This is a genomic window from Desulfobacter hydrogenophilus, from assembly GCF_004319545.1.
Classification (GTDB): Bacteria; Desulfobacterota; Desulfobacteria; order Desulfobacterales; family Desulfobacteraceae; genus Desulfobacter; species Desulfobacter hydrogenophilus.
This window is the reverse complement of sequence record NZ_CP036313.1, coordinates 2,880,063-2,901,433: the sequence shown is the minus strand read 5'-3', so window position 1 is coordinate 2,901,433 and position 21,371 is coordinate 2,880,063. Positions and strand designations below refer to the sequence as shown.

The 21,371-nt window shown below is 39.8% G+C and carries 24 protein-coding genes and 1 pseudogene; 23 read left to right on the top strand and 2 right to left on the bottom strand.

The window, feature by feature from the left end:
- The first annotated feature begins 12 nt into the window (after nt 1–12).
- The 18 genes from EYB58_RS12930 (at nt 13) to EYB58_RS12845 (ending at nt 13,138) form a co-directional block, all read left to right on the top strand.
- Entirely contained in the window at nt 13–1,155 is a 1,143-nt protein-coding gene (locus tag EYB58_RS12930) for a glycosyltransferase (protein WP_111957031.1), read from the top strand.
- Nucleotides 1,156–1,343: 188 nt separating this feature from the next.
- Nucleotides 1,344–1,574, top strand: coding sequence for a hypothetical protein (locus EYB58_RS12925; RefSeq protein ID WP_111957029.1), 231 nt, complete (start codon nt 1,344–1,346; stop codon nt 1,572–1,574).
- A 63-nt stretch (nt 1,575–1,637) separates the two neighbouring features.
- The gene (locus EYB58_RS12920) at nt 1,638–1,958 is read left to right on the top strand and encodes a type II toxin-antitoxin system VapC family toxin (protein ID WP_207309047.1); all 321 of its coding nucleotides are present in this window, start codon (nt 1,638–1,640) and stop codon (nt 1,956–1,958) included.
- Between the two features lie 104 nt (nt 1,959–2,062).
- Complete coding sequence (locus EYB58_RS12915) at nt 2,063–3,229, top strand: RNA-binding domain-containing protein (RefSeq protein ID WP_111957027.1); 1,167 nt, start codon at nt 2,063–2,065, stop codon at nt 3,227–3,229.
- Nucleotides 3,138–3,404 carry a nucleotidyltransferase domain-containing protein gene (locus tag EYB58_RS24745; protein WP_111957025.1) on the top strand — a complete coding sequence of 89 codons (267 nt, stop codon included), beginning with the start codon at nt 3,138–3,140 and terminating at the stop codon, nt 3,402–3,404. The genes EYB58_RS12915 and EYB58_RS24745 overlap by 92 nt, the downstream gene beginning before the upstream one ends.
- 73 nt (nt 3,405–3,477) lie before the next feature.
- Nucleotides 3,478–3,708, top strand: a complete 231-nt coding sequence (locus EYB58_RS12905) for a nucleotidyltransferase substrate binding protein (RefSeq protein ID WP_111957023.1) — start codon at nt 3,478–3,480, stop codon at nt 3,706–3,708.
- A gap of 2 nt (nt 3,709–3,710) precedes the next feature.
- Nucleotides 3,711–3,893 carry a hypothetical protein gene (locus EYB58_RS12900; RefSeq protein WP_111957021.1) on the top strand — a complete coding sequence of 61 codons (183 nt, stop codon included), beginning with the start codon at nt 3,711–3,713 and terminating at the stop codon, nt 3,891–3,893.
- 32 nt (nt 3,894–3,925) lie between these two features.
- Nucleotides 3,926–4,342 (top strand): nucleotidyltransferase substrate binding protein, encoded by a 417-nt coding sequence (locus tag EYB58_RS12895; RefSeq protein ID WP_111957019.1) that lies wholly within the window; start codon nt 3,926–3,928, stop codon nt 4,340–4,342.
- A complete protein-coding gene (locus EYB58_RS12890) occupies nt 4,332–4,655 on the top strand; it encodes a nucleotidyltransferase domain-containing protein (RefSeq protein ID WP_111957017.1) in 324 nt (107 codons plus the stop codon). The genes EYB58_RS12895 and EYB58_RS12890 overlap by 11 nt, the downstream gene beginning before the upstream one ends.
- Before the next feature lie 71 nt (nt 4,656–4,726).
- The gene (locus EYB58_RS12885; protein ID WP_111957015.1) at nt 4,727–5,110 is read left to right on the top strand and encodes a GxxExxY protein; all 384 of its coding nucleotides are present in this window, start codon (nt 4,727–4,729) and stop codon (nt 5,108–5,110) included.
- 121 nt (nt 5,111–5,231) lie between these two features.
- A complete protein-coding gene (locus EYB58_RS12880) occupies nt 5,232–5,810 on the top strand; it encodes a Uma2 family endonuclease (RefSeq protein ID WP_111957013.1) in 579 nt (192 codons plus the stop codon).
- A gap of 85 nt (nt 5,811–5,895) precedes the next feature.
- Nucleotides 5,896–6,294 carry a type VII toxin-antitoxin system MntA family adenylyltransferase antitoxin gene (mntA, locus tag EYB58_RS12875; RefSeq protein WP_111957011.1) on the top strand — a complete coding sequence of 133 codons (399 nt, stop codon included), beginning with the start codon at nt 5,896–5,898 and terminating at the stop codon, nt 6,292–6,294.
- A complete protein-coding gene (gene hepT / locus EYB58_RS12870) occupies nt 6,294–6,707 on the top strand; it encodes a type VII toxin-antitoxin system HepT family RNase toxin (RefSeq protein WP_111957009.1) in 414 nt (137 codons plus the stop codon). The genes mntA and hepT overlap by 1 nt, the downstream gene beginning before the upstream one ends.
- 167 nt (nt 6,708–6,874) lie before the next feature.
- Complete coding sequence (locus EYB58_RS12865; protein WP_163354418.1) at nt 6,875–7,213, top strand: HEPN domain-containing protein; 339 nt, start codon at nt 6,875–6,877, stop codon at nt 7,211–7,213.
- 126 nt (nt 7,214–7,339) lie between these two features.
- A complete protein-coding gene (locus EYB58_RS12860; protein WP_111957005.1) occupies nt 7,340–9,382 on the top strand; it encodes a hypothetical protein in 2,043 nt (680 codons plus the stop codon).
- A gap of 921 nt (nt 9,383–10,303) precedes the next feature.
- Nucleotides 10,304–10,930 carry a tetratricopeptide repeat protein gene (locus tag EYB58_RS12855; RefSeq protein ID WP_111957003.1) on the top strand — a complete coding sequence of 209 codons (627 nt, stop codon included), beginning with the start codon at nt 10,304–10,306 and terminating at the stop codon, nt 10,928–10,930.
- 335 nt (nt 10,931–11,265) lie between these two features.
- On the top strand, nt 11,266–11,559 hold the full coding sequence (locus tag EYB58_RS12850; protein ID WP_131072066.1) for a hypothetical protein: 294 nt from the start codon (nt 11,266–11,268) through the stop codon (nt 11,557–11,559).
- A gap of 55 nt (nt 11,560–11,614) precedes the next feature.
- Nucleotides 11,615–13,138 (top strand): asparagine synthetase B family protein, encoded by a 1,524-nt coding sequence (locus EYB58_RS12845; protein WP_111956999.1) that lies wholly within the window; start codon nt 11,615–11,617, stop codon nt 13,136–13,138.
- On the opposite strand, the gene EYB58_RS12840 is transcribed toward EYB58_RS12845, so the two are convergent.
- Complete coding sequence (locus EYB58_RS12840; RefSeq protein ID WP_131072014.1) at nt 13,124–14,500, bottom strand: IS4 family transposase; 1,377 nt, start codon at nt 14,498–14,500, stop codon at nt 13,124–13,126. The two genes, EYB58_RS12845 and EYB58_RS12840, sit on opposite strands and share 15 nt — an antisense overlap.
- A 139-nt stretch (nt 14,501–14,639) precedes the next feature.
- Between EYB58_RS12840 and EYB58_RS12835 the strand changes: the two genes are divergently transcribed.
- Both EYB58_RS12835 and EYB58_RS12830 read left to right on the top strand, forming a co-directional pair.
- A complete protein-coding gene (locus EYB58_RS12835) occupies nt 14,640–15,044 on the top strand; it encodes a hypothetical protein (protein WP_131072065.1) in 405 nt (134 codons plus the stop codon).
- 142 nt (nt 15,045–15,186) lie between these two features.
- Nucleotides 15,187–16,590 carry an oligosaccharide flippase family protein gene (locus tag EYB58_RS12830; protein ID WP_242637347.1) on the top strand — a complete coding sequence of 468 codons (1,404 nt, stop codon included), beginning with the start codon at nt 15,187–15,189 and terminating at the stop codon, nt 16,588–16,590.
- Between the two features lie 445 nt (nt 16,591–17,035).
- On the opposite strand, the gene EYB58_RS24740 is transcribed toward EYB58_RS12830, so the two are convergent.
- The gene (locus EYB58_RS24740) at nt 17,036–17,323 is read right to left on the bottom strand and encodes a transposase (RefSeq protein WP_111960474.1); all 288 of its coding nucleotides are present in this window, start codon (nt 17,321–17,323) and stop codon (nt 17,036–17,038) included.
- Between the two features lie 621 nt (nt 17,324–17,944).
- Between EYB58_RS24740 and EYB58_RS24735 the strand changes: the two genes are divergently transcribed.
- The 3 genes and pseudogenes from EYB58_RS24735 to EYB58_RS23975 form a co-directional block, all read left to right on the top strand.
- Nucleotides 17,945–19,081: a hypothetical protein gene (locus tag EYB58_RS24735; RefSeq protein WP_131072064.1), complete on the top strand. Its 1,137-nt coding sequence runs from the start codon at nt 17,945–17,947 to the stop codon at nt 19,079–19,081.
- A gap of 62 nt (nt 19,082–19,143) precedes the next feature.
- Complete coding sequence (locus tag EYB58_RS12815) at nt 19,144–20,673, top strand: hypothetical protein (protein ID WP_131072063.1); 1,530 nt, start codon at nt 19,144–19,146, stop codon at nt 20,671–20,673.
- 174 nt (nt 20,674–20,847) lie between these two features.
- A pseudogene (locus EYB58_RS23975) lies at nt 20,848–21,045 on the top strand (IS4 family transposase); the annotation flags it as partial.
- Nucleotides 21,046–21,371 lie beyond the last annotated feature (326 nt).

The window sequence follows — 21,371 nt, the reverse complement described above, 5'->3', positions numbered from 1 at the left end:
ACTACGATTGCCATGTTAACTGGAAAAACCATTCTTTGCTTTGCTTCTGGATATGATGCCCCGCCCACCAGCAAGCACCATGTCATGCACCTGCTGGCTGAACAAAATATTGTGCTTTGGATAAACTACCATGCCTCCCGAACGCCTACAACCAGCTCTTCCGACCTTCTGTATATGCTAAAAAAGCTGATAGAGATCCTCAAAGGCCTGAAAAATCCCAGGAAAAATCTTTTTGTTTTAACTCCTCTGGTCATCCCATTGCCCAATTCCGGTTTGGCCAGGAAACTTAACCGATTTTTACTGATTTCTCAGATCAGGCTGGCTCTTAAAAAGATTCGGAAAGGGTCGGTTCAGGTCTGGTCCTTTACCCCTGACATTGCTTATGCTCTGGGTCTGTTCGATGAAGAAAAAGTGGTTTATTATTGCGTGGATGACCATGCCGCCTTTTCCGGATACGATACTGTTCAAGTTTTAAAAGATGAGGAAGAACTCTGCCGAAAATCAGACCTGGTTATCACCACTTCCATGGTGTTGCAGGAAAAGAAAAAAGGGTGGAACCCCAATACCGTCCTTGTTACCCACGGCGTGGATTTCCACCATTTCAACCGTGCGGTAACGGAAAACCTACCCTGCCCCCAAGAACTGCAAAATATACCACACCCCCGCCTGGGATTCTTCGGCCTGATCCGAGACTGGGTAGATGTAGATCTGCTTTGGCAGATAGCGAAAAAAAGACCGGCGTGGCATTTCGTGCTGATCGGAGATGCCGACTCCAGTATAAATCTCGGCAAATACAAAGAAACCACCAACATGCACTTTCTCGGTCGGAAACCATACCAGGATCTGCCGCACTTCTGCTGTCATCTCGACCTTGGCCTTATTCCATTCAAGATCAATGAATTAACCCATGCTGTGAATCCCATAAAACTGCGCGAGTACCTGTCGGCCGGCTTGCCGGTGGTTTCAACCCCTATGCCGGAGGTTAAAAAATATGAACATTTGGTAAAGATTGCAGACACGCCCATGGCAATGGAAAAGGCCATCTCCGATTTGCTTGATTTCGAAAATTCCGATGAAAAACGGGATGCACGTATATCGGCCATGTCAAAAGAAACGTGGCAGGCAAAGCTGGATTTGATTAATCAGTCTCTTTAACAGACTAAAACAGAAGCATTTCAGAAGCCGGAAATTTCTTGCGGCATAGTGAAATTAAAAAACAAACTTAAAAATTTTTTGCGACTTTTATTGGTGTTATGCAATAATGAATCAAGCATTAGAAAGAACATACGAAGAGTGGCAAACCAAACCTCCGGAAAAAGCCACCCATAAATAAAGGAAATAAAATGTTTGCAAAAAAAATAATTACCGAAACGGATCACTCAGGAAAAGTGAAGAATATGCCTCCGCTTCCTCCCAATAAAAGGTTTGAGATTATTGTGTTAGATCTTGATGAAACTAAAACAAACGGACAAATAAATAAGAGAGCGCCCCACCCTGATTTGAAAAGAAGAATGCAGATTTTAGGCGATGTAGTCAATACCATCCCGGAAGATATGTGGGATTTACCCACATGATTGTATTGGATACCCACATATGGTTATGGTAGATTAACTATGACCTAAAACGACTAAAGCCGGATGAATGTCATCATCAATAACGAAGATACCGTATCCGTATCAGCGATAAGTTGCTTCGAGGTAGCTTGGCTTTTTCAACATAAACGTATTAATCTTCATTGTAAAATTCATGACTGGTTTGACAAGGCGCTTGCCGGATCGGGAATTGAATTGATACCCATTACCCCGGGAATTGCCACACAAGCCGTACAACTACCGGAGCATCATAGCGATCCGCAAGATAGAATTATCATAGCAACAGCTATTGTCTTACAAGCAAGGCTCATGTCTCGAGACCAAAAGTTTAAAAAATACGACGAACTGAAAGACGTCCTAATATAACCATTATCCTCTTTGCGCCTTTGCATGAGGTTGAAATAAAAATCGAAAAAAATTCAAGGATGAAATCAGATCAAAAAAATAAGCCGGATGGAGTTTTTGAATAGATGACTCATGCGGCAGTCAACAAAGTCAAAGCACTGATTGAGCAAGGGGAGAATCAGTTCATTGAATTTAAAGAGCAGAAAGTTCATCCGGATTCCATTGCCAAAGAAATGGCTGCTTTTGCCAATACCCAGGGCGGAACGATTCTAATCGGTGTCAGTGATCAGGCAGGGATCTGTGGGGTGGATGATTCAAAAAACTGGGAAGAATGGGTAGCCAATATATACAGGTATAATATTATTCCCGCTATCCAGGCAGATTGCCTCATTGTTGTGATTGACGGCAAAAAGATCGTTGTTATCGATATTCCCAAAGGAAGCGATAAACCTTACCAGACCAACAAAAACTTATATCATATCCGAATCGGATCTACCAGCCGGGTGGCGTCACAGGCTGAACTGATGCGCATGTTTCAGCATGCAGGGATGTTTCAGTATGACTTGACAGGGGTTGAAAATACCTCTTTAAAGCATTTAAACATGACGGCGATTTCGTCGTATTTTCAAAGATATGAAATTGATATTGATGATGAAAAGGATGTGACTTCATTATTAATCAATACTGACGTGCTGACAGACAAAAAGAATGTGACAGTTGCCGGGCTTTTGATTTTTGGTACGTACCCCCAGAAGTTTTTAAAGAATTCAAGTATCAGTTATGCTCATTTTGCCGGAACAGGATTGAATGACGAATTGATTGACCGCCAGGTCATTGAGGGAACTCTATCTTTCCAGGTCGATACAGCTTTGTCTGTTGTCAAACACAATATCATGGAAGCTTCGAAAATAGAAAAAGCAAAGCGGGTTGTCAAAACGACGCGATACCCGGACAAAGTATTCAGGGAACTTCTGGTAAATGCCTGTGTCCATCGCAATTATGCAATCCATGGTTCCAGAATCAGAATTCTACAGTTTGATGACCGGATTGAGTTTATCAGCCCCGGCCGCCTGCCCAATACGGTTACCATTGAAAAATTGAAAAATGGGGTAAGCTATGCGGTTAACCCGGTAATTGTAAAATTTATGGAAAATTTAAGGTATATTGATAAACTTGGCAGGGGGATTCCCATGGTTTGTCATGAAGCCAGACGGCTCGGGTTTGAACCGATTTTCCAGGAAACCGGTGAAGAGTTTCAGGCCATTCTTCCACTGCGAAAAGCCTTTGCGTGATAGCAAAATGAAAATTGAAAAAATCCTGAAACAAGTAGCAAAAATAATCAGCAGTAAAATAGAGGGGAACTATCAACTGTTTCTATTCGGGTCCCGCGCAAGAGAAATACACGATGAAAAATCCGATATCGATATCGGGATACTTACTGATTCACAGATTTCAGGAAAAAATTAGCTGAGCATCCAGGAAAAATTAGAGCAAATCCCTACACTATTAAAAATAGATCTTGTCGATTTCAATTCAGTGGATGAAGGGTTTAAAAAAGGCGACCGATCATTTCGCAGAAGCGCTTCAGGAACCGGAATCCTCCATTGTTATGGATGCCACCATCCAGCGGTTTGAATTCACATATGAATTGATGTGGAAAACACTGAAAATTTTCTTAGAGGATATCCATGGAATTCGAGCGGTCTCCCCGAGACTCGTTTTCAAGGAAGCCTATGCCCTTTCAATTATCGAACAGGAGGATATTTTTTAAAAATGATTCAATCCGGAAACTTACTGTCACACACCTACAATGAAGAACAGGCAGAACAGATTTATAAAAAAATGTCCTTTATATTTGTCAGAGATAAAAGATTTGTATCAGCGGATATCGGTGTTCTGAACCATAAAACAAACTGGGATTGGCTTTACCGGAAGCGCTTGAAAAATATTTCTTGAAGATTTGATGGTGTACGAGAACAGGAGTAAAAATGAAGGAAGATATCCGCTGGAAGCAGCGGTTCCAAAATTATAAAAAGGCGTTGGATCAACTCAGGGAAGCCGTCTTGCTTCACAGGCAGCGGCCTTTATCCAATATAGAGCGCCAGGGCTTTGTTAAAGCCTTTGAATTCACCCATGAACTGGCCTGGAAAGTGATGAAGGACTATTTTCAATACCAGGGAAATACCCTTATCACGGGATCAAGAGATGCGACCAGGGAATCTTTTCAAAATCAGCTGATTACAGATGGTGAAAGCTGGATGGGTATGATCAACACACGGAACAGGGCGGTACACACATACGATGATGCCATGGTTGACCGTATCATATTGAACGTTGCAGACGTCTATTACAACCTTTTTATCGATTTTGAAAAGGTCATGGAAAAATTAGCCAATGGAAAATAAACTTTCCTGCTTCGGATTACCTTCAGAGACCATTCAAAAAATTCATGGTGTGTTTAAATCCTATCCTGAAATTGAACAGGTTTGTATTTACGGTTCCCGTGCCAAAGGCAATTATCATCCCGGTTCTGATATTGATCTGGTTATCATGGACGACCTTATAAAGAATTCCCGATTGAATAAACTGGAGATAGATCTTGATGATCTTCTACTGCCCTATAAACTGGATCTTACAGTATTCCGGAAAATTCAAAACCAGGATCTTATTGATCACATTAACCGGGTCGGTATTCTTTTTTATACCAAATTTATCTAAATTTAGCCTCGCACAAAGACACAAAGCCGCAAAAAAAAATTACCCTTAGTGCCTTTGTGTGAGACAAACAAATGACAGAAAACGAAATAGCGAAATTAATCGTAGACGCATCAATACAAGTTCATAAAGAAACAGGCCCGGGTCTGCTCGAAACAGTATACGAAGTCTTGCTGAAACACGAACTCGAATCAAGGGGCCTAAAAGTGGACCGCCAAATTTCCATTCCCATAAATTATAAAGGAATTAAATTCCAGCAGGGCTTCAAGGCGGATCTCATTGTTGAGGATAAAGTCATCATAGAACTGAAATCCGTGGAAACCATATCAAAAGCACACAAAAAACAGGTACTCACATACCTGAAACTGACTGATAAAAAACTTGGTTTTCTCCTCAACTTCGGTGAGGCACTAATGAAAGACGGCATTACCCGCCTAATCAACGGAACCATCCAATAAACCCCTTTGTACCTTAGTGGAAGATTAAAAATTCTTTGTGTCTCCGTGTCTCTGTGCGATCATTTATCAGTGCCATAAATAAACAAAGAAAGAGCGGATCCCCGAAAAAAAGGGCAGCTATATGAATCAATCACAAGAAAAACTCAAGATGACGGCTGAGGAATACCTCAAGTTTGAAAGAGTTTCCGAAATCAGGCATGAGTATTATGATGGTGAAATTTTCGCCATGACGGGTGCAAAGGTAAATCACAAACGGATTGGCAGTAATATTAATCGATTTCTTGGAAACCAGTTGGCAGACAGATCTTGTGATGTTTTCTTAAGCGACATGAGAGTCAAGATTCAGGGGGTTGATAAATATACTTATCCTGATGTGGTGGTTGTTTGTGGTGATCTTGAGTTGGAAGATGATCAATTTGATACCTTATTGAATCCAGATGTTATCATTGAGATCCTTTCAAATTCCACTGAATTATATGATAGAGGGGAGAAATTTGCACATTATCGGCTCATCCCTTCACTTCAGGAATATATCCTAATATCTCAATACCATTGTAAGGTTGAAAAATTCATTCGTGGAGATGATGGTATATGGCGTATATTTGATCCGTATACAAAGATTGACACAGAAATCAAACTTGAATCTATTGATTGCCGGTTATTACTTTCCGAGATTTATCATCGGGTCAAATTCGAATAATTAATTTTTTTCACACAAAGTCACAAAGCCGTAAAGCATAAGAAACTTTGTCTTAGTACCTTTGTGCGAGCTTTAAGTGATGTAGATGACTGAAGATAAAAAAATGATAGAAAACTTAAAAAAGATATTTCATGAACTGCAACATTATTTCATATTTGTTTATCTTTTTGGATCCCTTGCCCGGAAAGACCATACCGAATCAAGTGATCTTGATATCGCCGTTTATGTAGAAGAAAACATAAAACAGGATTATTTCGATATAAAGTCAGAGCTTTACCTTCAACTGAGCAGAGCATTGAAAATAAACCGTATCGATATAGTTGTCATGAACCAATGTCAGAACCTTATGCTCCTGAACAATATCATCACCCATGGACAATTAATTTACGAAAAAGATCAATCCGCAAGAATAGAGTACGAACAAAAAATTTCCCACAATGCTATTGATTTCAAACATCAAAGAAAGAGGGTGATGGGGGTATAGTGGAAAGGGTTATTCAAAAAATTGGGCGGATCAATGAATATATGAAGATCATCGACATGCTTAAATATGAGCGTGACGTAAAATTTGATAAGGACCCAATTTACAGGGGAGCAATGCTTCATTATTTGTATTTATTGACAGACACCTGCATAGCACTTGCTGAAATGGTGATAAAAAAAAAGAACTTGAGAATCCCCCAATCATATGCAGAGGCCTTTGATATACTCGGAGAAAGCGGGGTGCTTGACTCTGAGTTTGCATATTCTTTTGCAAAAATTGCCGGATTCCGTAATTTTCTTGCCCATGATTATGAGACCATTGATTCCGGTATTATCTGTACCAAAATACTTGCCAGCCTGACCGATATACATAGCTATATCCGGCAAATTCAAAAAAGCTGCGATCTGAAATGATAAGATCATCTTTGTGTCTTCGTCTCTTTGTGCGATAATAAAAACCAAATACTCGATGATCAAGTTTTTGTTAATTTGCCCAACTTCGGCGTTGGAAATAATTTTTAATCCTCAAAATATATTGTAAGATGGGGATGTCATTTTTGAGAGGTGAAACAAAGATATGGTTGACATATTCTAAAGAGAATTTTGATTCCGCTAATGTGCTTTTGAAAAACAGCCTTTTTAATCCATGTCTTCAAAATGTGCAGCAGTCAGTTGAAAAAGCACTAAAAACGTTACTAATCGAAAAAGGAGCGCGACTGAAAAAAACTCATGAGATTCTTGAGCTTAAAAAGAATCTGGAAATGCTGAACATACAAGTCGATATTTCAGATGAAAATTGCGATTTTTTGAATTCCATATATTTGCCGTCAAAGTATCCGTTGGGCAGTGTAATACCAGACTTTAATCCTGATGAAAGCATTTTGTATAGAAGCGATAACCATAGCAAGAAATGTAATTAAATTTGTGTACACCTTATTGGGCGTTAAACCCGAAAATTAACCAAATCAATCCAGGAAGTGGTATATCTCAATCAAAAAAATCGTAAAAAGTCGACAACAACCGGTGGTGCAGTCCTAAAAGGCGTGATGCAAAAACTTAAACCCATACAAATATTTTTATTCTCCTGCGTGGTCGTGGTCTTCCTCAATCAACTGATTGGCATCGCACATGCTGTGACGCCATCCCAGGTACTGGTTCTTTACAACGCAGATTGGAAAGTGGATGATCCCCTTACTGATCCCGGGCAGGATTCCAAAGAGATTGCAGATCATTATATTTCTATGCACACGGACCCCAAAACAGGTGAAAAACCTTATGTTTTAGGGCTCAGTTGTTCAAATACGCCAAAGCACTTAAAAGGTAGTTCTCTCAATGAGCACCATCTTTCCGAAAGGAGCCACGACAATGCATCCGGTGTTGTTTTAAAAAAAAATGAAAAAATATTAAAATTTGCCAAAGATGATATGCGTGACAGCCGGTTGCTTGAATTCACTCTTCCCCAGAAAAAAGGTACGAAATGGTTGCTTGACTCCCTGAAGATCCAGCTTAAAAAGGATCTTAAAAATGTGGTACTGCTGGTAGATAATGGGAAAAGCCAGCATGGCAATCGCGTGAAAGTCCAGACTGATGGGCCGTGGAATGTTCGGGCCAATGCCCGCATCTTTCTTACCGGCTCTTTTTCCGCTCATGCCAGTTGCAAGGAGGCCTCTGGAGAGTTGCATAAATGGGAAACAAAGTATACGGATTTCCAAGATGTTGAATTCAGTGAAACCGGTCCGGACGGTAAACGCGATGACCGGATGTATCTTTTATATATCGAAAATCAGGTTAAAAAATTTCTGGAGGCGCCTGAAAATGCCAGGGCTGATGGAACGCTGCTGAAAGATCACATCCTGTTCATGGTGGTCTGTTATGGACTGCCGAGGACCGTCGTTGCTCCCTATGGCATTGCCCGTGGAATTACAGAGCATATAAACAACTATGGCAGTATCATCAGTCTTGAACAACGGCTCCAGCTTATGTATTACGACCTTGAAGCAATCATGGGGTCCAGGCCCCAGCCCCTGCGGTTTCGAGACAACATCCCTTTTACTGCATATTATTTTCGTACGCCCCAGGCAAAGCCCCTTTTTGGCATAAAAGCCAACCCATTTATGCATCCATTGGTCTATGGGAAAAAAAAGAACACCCTTGATAAGCTTCAACCGCCGGTTCCTTTTATTTCAAAAGAACGAAACCGCTTTAAAAATAGACAGTTATTTTTTGTGATGCGAATTGACGCACCGACGCCCATGGCAGCGCGCGGGCTCATAGACCGGGCAGTCTACGCTTCAAGATATGGCGGTCTGGCCATGGGTGAGATGGATAGAATGGCTAACAAAAAAACTAAGGACAGAGTTGGAAGAATAGAGTGGACAAGTGCCGGACAATGGCTCTGGGAAAAGGGGATTCATCATCTCTACTACGGTGGCGCGGCCAGAGACCGATTGGCGTTTCTTCGTTTTTCGCCGACGAAAGGATTCTTTAACCGTGGGCCGGTTTATCTGCCAGGAGGGATAGCTGGAACGGTTATTTCCCATAATGGCTGGAAAAAAGGGGAAATGATCAGGGATATAGCCATGGGGGTCACAGTAACAACCGGTGCTGCTCGAGTATATAACGGAGCTCCTCACATTCACAACAAAAGCTGGTGGGATGATGAAATTTTATATCCTTTCCTTCTTAAAGGGAACTCAGTTGGAGAAGTTCTTCTCATGAATCAAGCCCATCTGGGATGGATCACAACTTTTGTAGGAGATCCTTTATATCACTGGCCTTTGTCTGGCTCTAAAGACACGACTATACCTGAATTTAAACAAAATAAGGATATTGAGATAGTAACCCTAACAGGGATAAACAAGACTCAAGAAGTCTGGCTTAGAGTGAAACTTCATTCATCTTCCGCGTCACCTGAAACCGCTCAGTTTAAAGCAACTTCTTCCGGTGGCAAAGTGGCTTTATGTGAGTCATTTGAGGGGGCTCCATATGTTCTGTTAGGGAACAAAAAAGAGGTGTTTAACCAAAAATGGAAATTGAAAGTGAAAGATCCTTACGGAAATAACTATGTGACAAATATAGACTTGCCCTGAGGAAGGGTGTCTTGGGAATTGATCGTATTTAAAAAAAAATGTAAATTCGGATGACCGGATTATGAAGAATAATTGAGGTGAGGCATGTTTTTAAAGCGTTTATCTGAACATATTGAATGGCGCATTCCCATTTTCCCGGTCGACCGATCAATATTTTTTAGCAGGAATTTAATACTAAAACTCGATGATCAAGTTTTTGTTAATTTGCCCAACTTCGGCGTTGGAAATAATTTTTAAGTCTCAAAATATGTAGTATATTCATCCGGTTAAAAATCAGTTCCGCCTTGAATTTGAACAAATTCCCTAAAAACTTGATGATCGAGTAAAAAGTCAACTGGTTAAAATAAGCTTAACATTGTATGTTTTTAAAAAAGGGATTCCAATATGCCCTAACCAGATAAAAATTTCGACATAAATTGCCCGAGACCCTTGGTTCTGCGCACCGGGACAATGGGATTTGATGGTTTCTTTTATGTAACTTCTCAATAAGTCCGGGTAAATAAAAAATCATAGTTAAATTAATATATTAGAAGGCATGCAACATTCAATATGAGGCAAAATCTATACCAATTTTTTATTTAATAAATTCAAATAGATATTGTTTTATGCCAAGTTGTCATCAACCCAAAGTACCTATAATAAGCTTTTTTGACAGAGTCTAACATGCTAAAATAAAATAATGTTTACCCGGACTTATTGAGAAGTTATTTAGAGCCAAAAGATTCTTGTAAAGACACGTCATCCCAACCCCAGTATTTACAGGGTTTGGAAAAAAACTGGATCAGCGAGTATTAGATTCCAAAGAAAATCGTAATTCAAGGATCTCTGCAATGTCTGAAGAGATATAGTTTAAAAAAATGGATCGAATTTGTTATCGGTTGTTTTAATTATAGGTATTTAGAGGAGAATACAGTATAAAAAATGGTATTGTTTTTGAAAAGATGTTTGCATTTAGTCCTTTTCATGGTTCTTGTGTCTGCTTTTTTGACTGCAATTGATTTACAAATAAGCTCGGCTGTTACAGTATCACAAAAGGTTCACTTTCTTTTAACTAAGGCCGAGGATTACAGTAAAAATAAAGGCAGGCATGATCTTGCTTTAATGATTTGTAATAAAGCCATAAAACTCCAACCTTCTAATTCAGAAGGTTACTATAGGCGTGCATTTGTGTTGGGTCGTATGGGGGATTATTTCAACGCTATTAAAAACTTTTCCTTGGTTATAAAAAAAGATGAAAAAAATCCAAAATTAAAATATCCTTCGGCTAGAAAATTTAGGGGAGATTGTTTTATGGGCTTGGGATATATGCAAAATGCAGTTGATGATTATTCAGCCATGTTGAAGCGAAGTCACAAAAGCGATAAGTCAGGGAAAATATGGTTTTATATGGCAGAAGCGTTATCGCTTATGAATAAAAAAAAATTGAGTCTACAAGCAATAGAAAATGGCTGCGCAACAGGATCTCATTGGTGTGCAAAAATGAAACTATTACAAAAAAAAATTTTAACAGGTAAAAAAATTATCCCTCATAAACCACTTTCAAATTAGTCCACATGATGCTGGTTTGTAAGAAACTCCCGTCTAAACATTACAATAAGCGGAGTTTCATATTTTTTACTTTTCAAAAGCAATCTTTATTTTTACCCTAAATACCCCTGTACCCAGCCCTATAAGTTTTACTTTATGTTCTTGACAAAAAGCAGGTTCTTATCCAATTGTCCCGGAGTCTACGGCTAAGCGCCACATATCCACAACAAAAACTGGTGTGGCGATGCGGTTTTTTATGCCGTGTTGTTATGCGGTAAAACCCTTGAGGAAGAATGGTTTATGAATCAGATGAATTTGGGCTGGGTTACCACGTTTATGGGGGGGGGGGGCCTCTCATGCCGTTGGTTGAAACACCGGCTGTTTCCCGAATATTTTTGCATATTGATGTAGACAAAGATGTCTGGTTTCAGGTGGATTTACACGCCACTGTGACCCACCCACAGGTGGCACAATTTCAGGCTGTATCCCAGGGTGAAACGAAGGTGATCAGTCCAACCGTTGATGCACGACCGACTCTTTATCTGGGAGATAAGTCTGTTTGTGGGGAGGAATGGACACTGACGGTGAGGGATCCGTTTGGGCGGAAACATACGCAAAGAATGTTGGCTGATTGTGAAGGGACACCATAGACTTTCATATCGAAACCGGAAAGTCTTAACGGATAGGAAAAGGAAGAGAGTCTGTATGAAAATCGCCGCAGTTTTTGGCTCTGTAGGCCCGTATTTGCCAAAAGAATATGTAGAGCGGATGTGTCAGGCACAAGTTGTTCATCAATGGCATTCGGTTGAAGTTTTCAAAGTTTCAGGCGGCGCTATTGGAATTGTCCGAACATCAGAACGCTATGGAGCCATCCCGATGTTTTTTAAAAGCAGGGACGGCAACTTACTGGCTATTTCAGGTGTGCCGACCAAGTTGGGACAATTAAAAGCGTTTTTATACCAAATAGTTGAGATGAACACTGCTGAGGCATTTCAAGCACTGACTGAAATAGATGGTGCCTATGCTGCGGTTTTCTGGCACGAAAAAGAGAAAACGGCTCTTCTGGTGCCTGATTTTATGGGGTTTCAACCAGTCTATTACCACCGAGCCCATAAAGGTGTTGCTTACGCTTCAGAAATTAAAGCTTTTTCCGTTGCGGGAATTGTCCCCGTAAAGCCAGATCCGGCTGGCTGGGGAGCCTTTGTTGTTTTTGGCCATACGGTTGGAGAACATACCCAACTGGCAGGGGTTTCCAGGCTAAGAGGAGAGCGTATCTTTTATGATCCCGAAAACAATAATTTGACGAAAGAGCGCTATTGGAATTGGCCACAAAAGCAGGTAAACATAACTTATGATAACGTACCAATTGAACCCATCGTCAACTGTTTGAGGTCAGATATAGATGCATACAAAGAATATGGGGTTGAAAATTCCACCCTTTTGATGAGTTCAGGTTTAGATTCCAGGCTTCTTCTTTGCATTTTAGATGAAAAAAAAATTCCTATCAAAAGCTTTTCAGTACAACAGCCAGCACATTTTTTTGGGGCAGAAGGGAAATTGGGGCAGAAAGTTGCAAAACAGTTTGGCATCAACGATGCTAAGCTATCTTTGCCGTTTACTGGCTTTGAAGAAGAACTTGCATCAATGCAGTATCTGATAATGAATGATGTTGCTTCTCCAGGGTTGTCACTTTTTATCAGTAAAGTGGCAGGTCATATCTTTACGCTTACAGGATCAATATGGGAAGGCTGGGCTCCTGGAAATATCGCAACTCAATTCACCTGTAAAAGTATAGATGATTATCTTAGATCAAAATGGAAACGTAGTGAACGCATATGGGGTGGAGCGGAAAATATTTTTACGCTTGATTTTCTAAAACAAATGCAAAGAAGTATAGATGAAAGACTACAGGCTGAGATTGGTTTGTGTGGAAATGATGATTTTGGAATAAAGAGGTTTTTTTTAAAAAATAGAGCATTAAATAGAACAACACCAAATCCGCTTAAAGTATATTCAAATACGGTAATCCCTTTTATGCCCGGTCTGTCAAAGGAAATTTGGAATAACTCATTGAGGCTGCCACCTTACCAATTAAGTAGACAGAAAACACTTTCACTGAGAATTTTCAAAGATGTTTACCCAAAGGCTATGGAGTTACCTTTTTGTAATGAACAAGGTTTGTATATGGTTAACTCAACTTTCGGAGGAGTAAATTTACACCCCCAATAATTCCTCAGGCCTACTTGAAAAACCGAAATACTTGAGAGCTTGGCCCATTACCTGATCAAGCATCACTTGAACCATACGCTCGGTAAAATTAAATAATTGCCGAATATTTACCAAAGCTAAACGCATGATCCGCTCCAAAGAAACCATAAAAGACAAATTGGTCATCTCATCGTTACAGGCCCTGAAGAGCTCCCCGAATGATCTCTGATCCATACATTGCCGCTGATAAAGGCTGAGAATATTATACCTGGCAATAACCAGAGATGTATGGCCCACAAGGCCATCGTAATTTCGAATTTGTATTTCCTTCACCAATTTTAAGTGCTGTTTGCACATTTTGAAAAAGACCTCTATATCCCAACGTTTGCCGTACAGACGAATGATTTCTTCATTAGGAAGGGCCAAATCTGTCGACAGGAGTGCAAGCCAGCCACGTTTTTTATCACAGGGAACAAAAATGATTTTTGCCTGCTTGCCGTTGGAAAGAGTAACAATAGCTTGGGCTTTGACTTTTGCTCTTCCTCGTTTTTTCTTCAATTTTCCATAGAGTTCGGACAGCCTAAGCTTTTTGCCTTGATATTCATAAAGCCATTTTGGATGATCTTTCAGCATGCATATGACGTGTATGTATTCCCGCAAATTTGCGATTGCTGACGGCATCGAAAACCAACTGTCCATTAAAATATACTTAGCCCGGACACCCATATCAAGGGCTCTTTTTACCATCGGTACGAGATGGGCTGTGGTTTTTGTAACCGCTTCCTGGCGGCGATGATATCCGCAGGTCCTTTTATCAATATCAGGATTTATTTCATTGTATCGATTCTTTTTGTCTACAGATGATAAAAGGGCAAAATCAAGTCCAAGAAAACTGTTACCGTCAGACCAGCCAAGAGTCAGCATCCGGAATCCTTTGATGTACTTCATATCTGTATGATCAAACACCCGGGATAAAAGCTCGACTTTTTTAGAACGGTTTCTGCTATAGGTAGAATCGTCGAAGATAAGAACTTCTTCAGAAGAATCATCAAGGAGCTTTCTGATGATAAAATAAATTCGGCGGCAGAGCTGAAGGGTAAACCGCCGCCAGTTATATGTTGGAGAGTTCAAAAAATTGTAAGCGGCGTCCTTATCGACATCAACTTTTTTATTTTTCACAATGCCCTGGTATAAATTCTTGTTGTGAAATGCCAAGTTAAATAGGGCTGTGAAAATGGCAAGCGGTGAGGCTCCTTTGGTTTTAACGATTCCTGATTGATTCAATAACTTACCAATTTTGAATTTTGTAAAATAATCATTGAGTACGCCGATTTGTTCTGAATTTGTCATTTGATTTTCTACGTTGGTAAGGGTAGTATTCATTTTGGCGAATTTCCTTTGTATGAAATGTTTGTTTAGTGGTAAACAAAGCGTATCATATAAAGTGAAATTCGTCAATTTAAATAATAAAATCAGTTTGTTGTGTTTTTATTCACTATCATTTTTAATCACCGAAAGTTGAGTGGTTAATGATAAGTTAAATGTGCCCATGGTGCTGAAGAATATTTTTTATGATATTTCCTATAAATGGGAGCGCAGGCATAAAATACCCTATATCGGACCGCTTCTTGGCAAAAAACTTACGAAGAAAAAATCAACTAACAAAACATTTTACGAAGAAGTGCTCAATCAAGCCAGACATATAGAATCAACGGGTAATTGTATTGACGATTCAAAAATAAATTCACTCTTAGCAGCGGATGTTTTAACCCAAGCGCAACGCAAATCTCTAAACTTACTTTTTTATTGGGGCTTGTGGCACCTCGTCATGGCAGGCGAGATTAAGGTCAATAATTGCCCTAAATGGCTTGCTGAAAATCAGAGACTTTGTGAAAATCCTCACCCTGTGCTTCATGTGACTGACTAAAATAATGGTTAGAACGCGTAAACATATTGTCAATCTCGCAATCAATTGGGGGGGGCATCTTTTGGCCCTGGTAGTTATGTTTTTTTTGTCGCCTTATGTGGTTAGCAAGCTTAATGCGATAGAATACGGGATTTGGAGTCTGTTGAGCGTACTTGCTGGTTATATGGGAGTGTTTGATATTGGCGTGCGTAGCAGTGTAGGCCGGCATGTCGCCTTATATTTAGGAAAGAAGGACAGAGTAGGGGTGGATGAAACCATCCGGGCTGGCTTCGGAATTTTCACCCTTACCGGTGGTCTAATTCTGGCGGTTGGTATTTTGTTGGGTTGGTTGTTTCCGTTTTTATTCAAAGGAATTGATCCGGAACATTACAGCACTGTTCGCTTCTTGTTGCCTTTAATGGTGGTCAATATCTGGCTTTCAGCCATTGCTGCAATTTATGCTAGTGTGCTTACCGCCTATGACCGTTTCGATATCGCTCGCACCATTGATTTCTTCGTGTTGCTGGTGCGAACAGTTGCAACGGTTTATGCCTTGCACAAAGGCTGGGGATTATGGGGCCTCGTTGGCGCGATCATCTTGGGGAACTTCTTTGCACTTATTGCCAACCGTATTTTTGGCGGAAAAATTCATTCGAGATTAAGGAGTTTTCCATTTCTTTTCTCTCGATCAAGGATGAAGGAACTTTTCGGGTACGGAGTTTATTCTTTCATCTCAAGTGTAGCATTTAGGGTGATTGGACAAAGCGATCTGCTCATCGTCGGGGCAGTGTTAAGCGTTGCGGCAGTGCGGGAGTACAGTGTCGGGGCAATGCTGGTTTATTATTCAACGCCATTCGTTAGTATGATAAGTGCGACGTTTTTCCCCTCCGTTCAGCGAAAGGTAGCTTCCGATTCGATGGATAACGTACAACAACTCTTATACAAGCAATTGAAAATTTCCATGTGTTTCGGTTTAGTAGCCTATATAGGACTGACGTTTTACGCGCAGTCATTTATCCGTTTGTGGATGTTCCAAGATGGATTTGATATGGGTGCTGTAGTTGAAGCAGCTTCGGTTATGAGTATTCTGAGCATATCCAAATTACCTTCATTATATCTCATCCCTTGCCAGGGTGTTTTGAATGCCATGGGGTATGCACGATTTAATGCTATTCGTGCCATTTCTGAGGCCATTGTGAACATTTTCTTTTCGTTGTTTTTCGTAATGTTCTGGGGGTGGGGACTTGCGGGCGTTGCAGCTGGAACACTGGTTGCCCGTTTGCTAATTGCTAGTGTTTCAGTGCCAGTTTTTCTTTGTTTGAAGGCAAATATTTCTTTTAAATATTTTATAACTTCAGTAATCGTTCCCGGATTTCTGTCGGCTGGACTGTTTTCATCAATCTGCTTTGTTTTGACTAACACTTGGTCCATAAGCACTTGGATGGATTTTGCTTTTCAAGTTTTTTCGGCAATAGCAGCGTGGTGTGTTATTTCGTTTTACCTGCTTTTGACTATAGATATGCGCCTGGAGTTTAAGAAAGTTTTTTTTAAAAAAACTCTCAAGTAAAAACGAGTAATTAAATTTGTGATTGTTGTGAAATATGTATCAATAATGGGCTGTGTAAAACCGTGATGAAAATAGAATTCTATAAAAAACCATCCTGACCCAAGCGCCCATATATGTGTGTTGTCGACAGGCTGTTACGGAACGAAAAGTAGCCATAACTAATTGAATTAATATTAAATATATATTGTGTTTTGTGTTTGGATATGCTATAATTCTTCCAATTTTTTAATGTATCGGAAAAACAAAGTTTTTGTTTGGGGGCACTAGCTTTACCCGATCCGTAACACATGGGAATGATTTCCCATTATGTCGCGGATACGATGTGAAAAACAGCAATTTATGCCTTTAATTTTGAAATTATAGTCGGAATTTGATCAAAAGTGACAAGAATCGCCTGCTCTTAGACAGAAGACGCACCTGTGCCGTGGCAGATGATAGCGTAAAGTCAGGCGAGAAGTGTTTGGAAAGATTCCCTAATTGAACCAAGGATGTTGGGGCGGTAGGCTGAGACAAATTCCATAGCCGTTTTGCAGATCTTACAAAGTAGTGGATCCTCTTTTTGAAACTTAATTTGCCTTTCTCGCCAGTTTTCAGCATTTTCCATAGTGGGAGAGGCTGGAAGTAGCCTATCTGTAATTTGTTTGAATTTGGTTTTCACTCGACTTGCCAAAATGCCGTAATGGCGGATGACATTGAAATAATGCGGTGGAATATGCCGGATTAGTTTTCGGATGAACTCTCACAATATAAAAAAAATAGCAACCTATTGTGAAAAAAACACTATTAACCTTGATGCCTGTCTCGTATAAATAAGCAGATACTCCGTTTACGGCAAAAAAACTTCACTTCCTGCGTCTTACTTCCTTCTATTCAGTGTCCAATTTGGCTTTCTAAACGAATGTTTCAATTTCAGTTACATACTGAATCCAAATTATGTGGATAGAGGGAAAGGATTATTGAAAATTTCGCATGTGTCGGACATAGTTCAAAATTACGTTTCTTTATTGGGTAACAGCCTGTCGAGCAAAATTCAGAAATGGATAGAGTTTTTCATGGCCCCATGGTCGAAACCGCAGAAGATTGATGACCAGCAGTTATCCTGATAATTCAAAATTGAATTATCATCCGGAAGTTAGAGAACTAATTCATAAAAAAGCTCCATTTTGGGCTTGATCATAAGATGGGCCACCTATATTGCGATTATATATAGGGTACTATCAACCATCTGTAATCCCAACGTTATTTTGCAGTCAATTAAAAATTGGGTGCTCTCCCGCTGTTACTTTGATTATAAATTGACCATTTTGAGGCGTATTTTATATTGTTTATAAAAGATATAAGAGGGTGGGACTTTATGAAACAAGCATCAGACTGGAATCAGCCTTGTCCGAATAAAAAGTGCGTGCACTACGGACAAGTAAATCAAAAAAATATAATATCGATAAGCACTTATATGACCCAAAGTGGGAAAAGGCATATTTTTCAATGTAAAACATGCAATGCATCCTTTTCCGAAACACGTGATACAGTATTCTTTAATTTGAAAACAAAAGAAGAAAAGGTCATGATGGCCTTGAAGATGATACTTGTAAAAGTAAATATCACTAGAATCGCCTTCGCACTTGCTGTCAAAGAAGATACTGTTTTATTCTGGTTGGATCGAGCGTACAAAAAAGCTAATGAAATAAACTTACTACTTCTCAATGAACTACCTGTAACCAGAGTGGAATTGGATGAGATGTGGAGCTTTGTCCGGCGAAAAACGAACAATGGTGAAGCAGAAAACTTTGATTCTACTGAAGACGGCAGTTCAGAACCCAAAGAGGGGCAGCAATGGACTTGGATCAGTTTTGCACCGGATTATAGGCTTATTTTGGGGATTATTGTGGGACCACGGACCTTCAAAACAGCCCTTTCGCTGATTGCATTGACAGCCGGTATTGTTATGGGAGTTCCTTGTTATTTCAGTGATGGCTTCAGTTGTTATTACAATGCATTGCTTGAGTACTACCATCAACTCAAAGTTTTTCCAAAAACCGGAAAACAAGGACGTCCAAAAGACCCTGTAAAAGAACCTCATCCTGATCTCGTCTATGCTCAGGTAATAAAAGAGAAGGAGGAAGGCAGACTGATTGGTATCACTCATCGCATCAGATGCGGAGCTGAGCGGCTTGCCAAATTGGGATTTAATATAGGTACCAGCTTTCTGGAAAGATTGAACCTTACTATCAGGCAATCACTGGCACCCTTGGGACGCAAAACCCTCAGCTTCAGCAAAAAAAGAGAGAATCTCAAAAAGCAGACTATTTTCTTTCAAGTTTTTTATAATTTTGCGCGTTCTCATATGAGTCTCCGGGAAGAGATATCAGATTCCACCGACCGATTTCAAAAAAGATGGCGCCCCAAAACACCAGGAATGGCAGCTGGGATAACTGACTATGTCTGGGAGTTTCGGGAGCTTTTAACGTATAAACATATTACTGATTTATAATCAAAGTAACAGCGGGAGAGCACCCGACAAAGAAAAGGAGGTTTTTAACCAAAGAGATGGGAATGAAATTAATTTGTAAAAGAATTGACTCCTGGCCCAAACTTACATGGGGTGCAAAAATTTTAGCAAACAGCAACGTCATTGAAATTATTCACGGTCCAAGCGTTGAAGACCATGAAGACTGGGTAGTTGAGGGCTGCTGGACTGGAGTATTTGAGGATGGTGGGTTTGATCAGACAGATTTAATTTTTGGATCCGGTATCCGTATTCGTAATGAAAAAGTCGTTTTTGTCAGCTCCGGTTCAACATTAGACAGACTTTGGTGGAAACAGGATAAAAATGAAGCGATTATTTCAAATTCATTGCCAGCGTTCCTTTGCCTATCCCGGCTTGATTTCCTAAATGATTATAACTACAGCGCTGCCGTTGGCTCAATAAGGTTGGGACTTGATCATTACCAACGGGTACTACCACTGTCAGATGGAGATATCAATGTACTGTATTATCACAATTTGATTTGGGATGGTCTGATTTTGAAAGAACAACCCAAGCCCTATTCAAGCGATGAGTTTTTATCATTTGAAGATTATGAGTCTTATTTGAATGAAAATGCAAGGGCTTTGAAAAAAAATGCCGCTTCAAAAAAAAGAAAAATTAATGTCTCGGTTCTTTCAACTGTTTCACAAGGTTATGATTCGTTGCTATCTACTGTTTTGGCAAAAAATCACATGGGGTGTCGGCAGACTGTCACCATTAAAGAATCAAGCAGTTTATGGCGGGGATCTGATTCAGGAAAAAAGATAGCAGAATGCCTGGGGATTGAATGTGTTGAATATAAGAGAAAAATAGGATTTGTCAGTGATGAGGTCTTTTTTTGGGCAGTGGCTGGCCGAGCAATGGAACTGAATATGGCTCAATTTGATTATCCTGAACCATTATGTCTTTTTTTGACAGGTTTTCATGGTGACACGGTATGGGGGACGGATAGTCGGTATATATCAAATCCATTTCTATCTCCAAGTGTTGCGGGTATGGGGATTTCTGAGTACAGACTTATTCGTGGTATTTTTCATTGCCCGGTGCCTTATTGGGGAATACGACATTTTCCTGCAATTCAAAAGATAAGTAAATCTTCAGAAATGGAACCTTGGAGCATTGGCGGCAGTTATGACCGCCCGATACCAAGGCGAATTGTAGAAGAGGCAGGTGTCCCACGTCAATTGTTCGGTCAAATTAAAAAAAACACTCAAATTCCGCCATATCTACTATGGCCTTATAGCAGAATCGCTCAAAATAGTGCATATTCGTATGCTCAAAAAAATCATTTTTTTGCACCATCATCCTTTATAGTTAAGCTTTGGAGACCTTTGGCCCAATTGGATCGTCTCGTTTATAAAAACATTACCGAGCGTTTAGGAATGCCGGAAATTAAATGGCCCTGGAGCAGATTGAACGATCAAAACATTTTGTTCCAATGGGCCAACTCAGTACTTCGTGATAGGTTATCTGATTCCCTCACATCACATGATATAAATACTGGCGAAAATAAAAAAAAAGCAAAAAAAAGATATGAATACCGGCTACCGATTTAAGCCGGGACACCCCGTAGAATAAGCATCTTCCGGGAGACCTTATTTTGAAGCTTATGTGCTGGAAAAACTCTCATCAACCAGTTCAAACTGTCCCGCTTTAAGTCGGTAGCCTGAATACCATTTGCTTTCAGTTATGTCCCGTTAGCTTTTTTTATGATCTGCATGACCGGAAACTGGATTGCAACCGCTCGCAGGGATCTATCAGCCAAACAAATTGCTGAAGTTTATAAGCTCAGATGGCAAATAAGAGTTTTTTTGCATGTAAAAAAGCTACTTACGAGTTTATTCGATTTAATCGTAAGAAGCGAGTATCGGCTTATGGTTCAGATCTTGGTACCCCTTATTACCTATCTGTTGCTTGCCATTCACTGTTACTCGATGATCAAGTTTTTTCTCACCCCTTGTAACTACTGGGGTGTAAATGATGTGTTTTTACAAGCTTTTTTTATAAAAAGCCATAACCTATTGATATTATTTGATTTAAAAAATTATGCTACAAATATGATATATTTAATTAAAACCAATAATATCAGCATTTTAAAAAAACCTTGATCATCGAGTGTTATAAAAATAATGGTGAAGTGTTTAATCTAAAAAGGCAGTACCGCAAAACTCACTCAAAACATAATTGACTTTTATTTCAAATGGTTATAAAATTATTCAGAAAAACATTGATATGAAAGAGTCACTTATGAAAA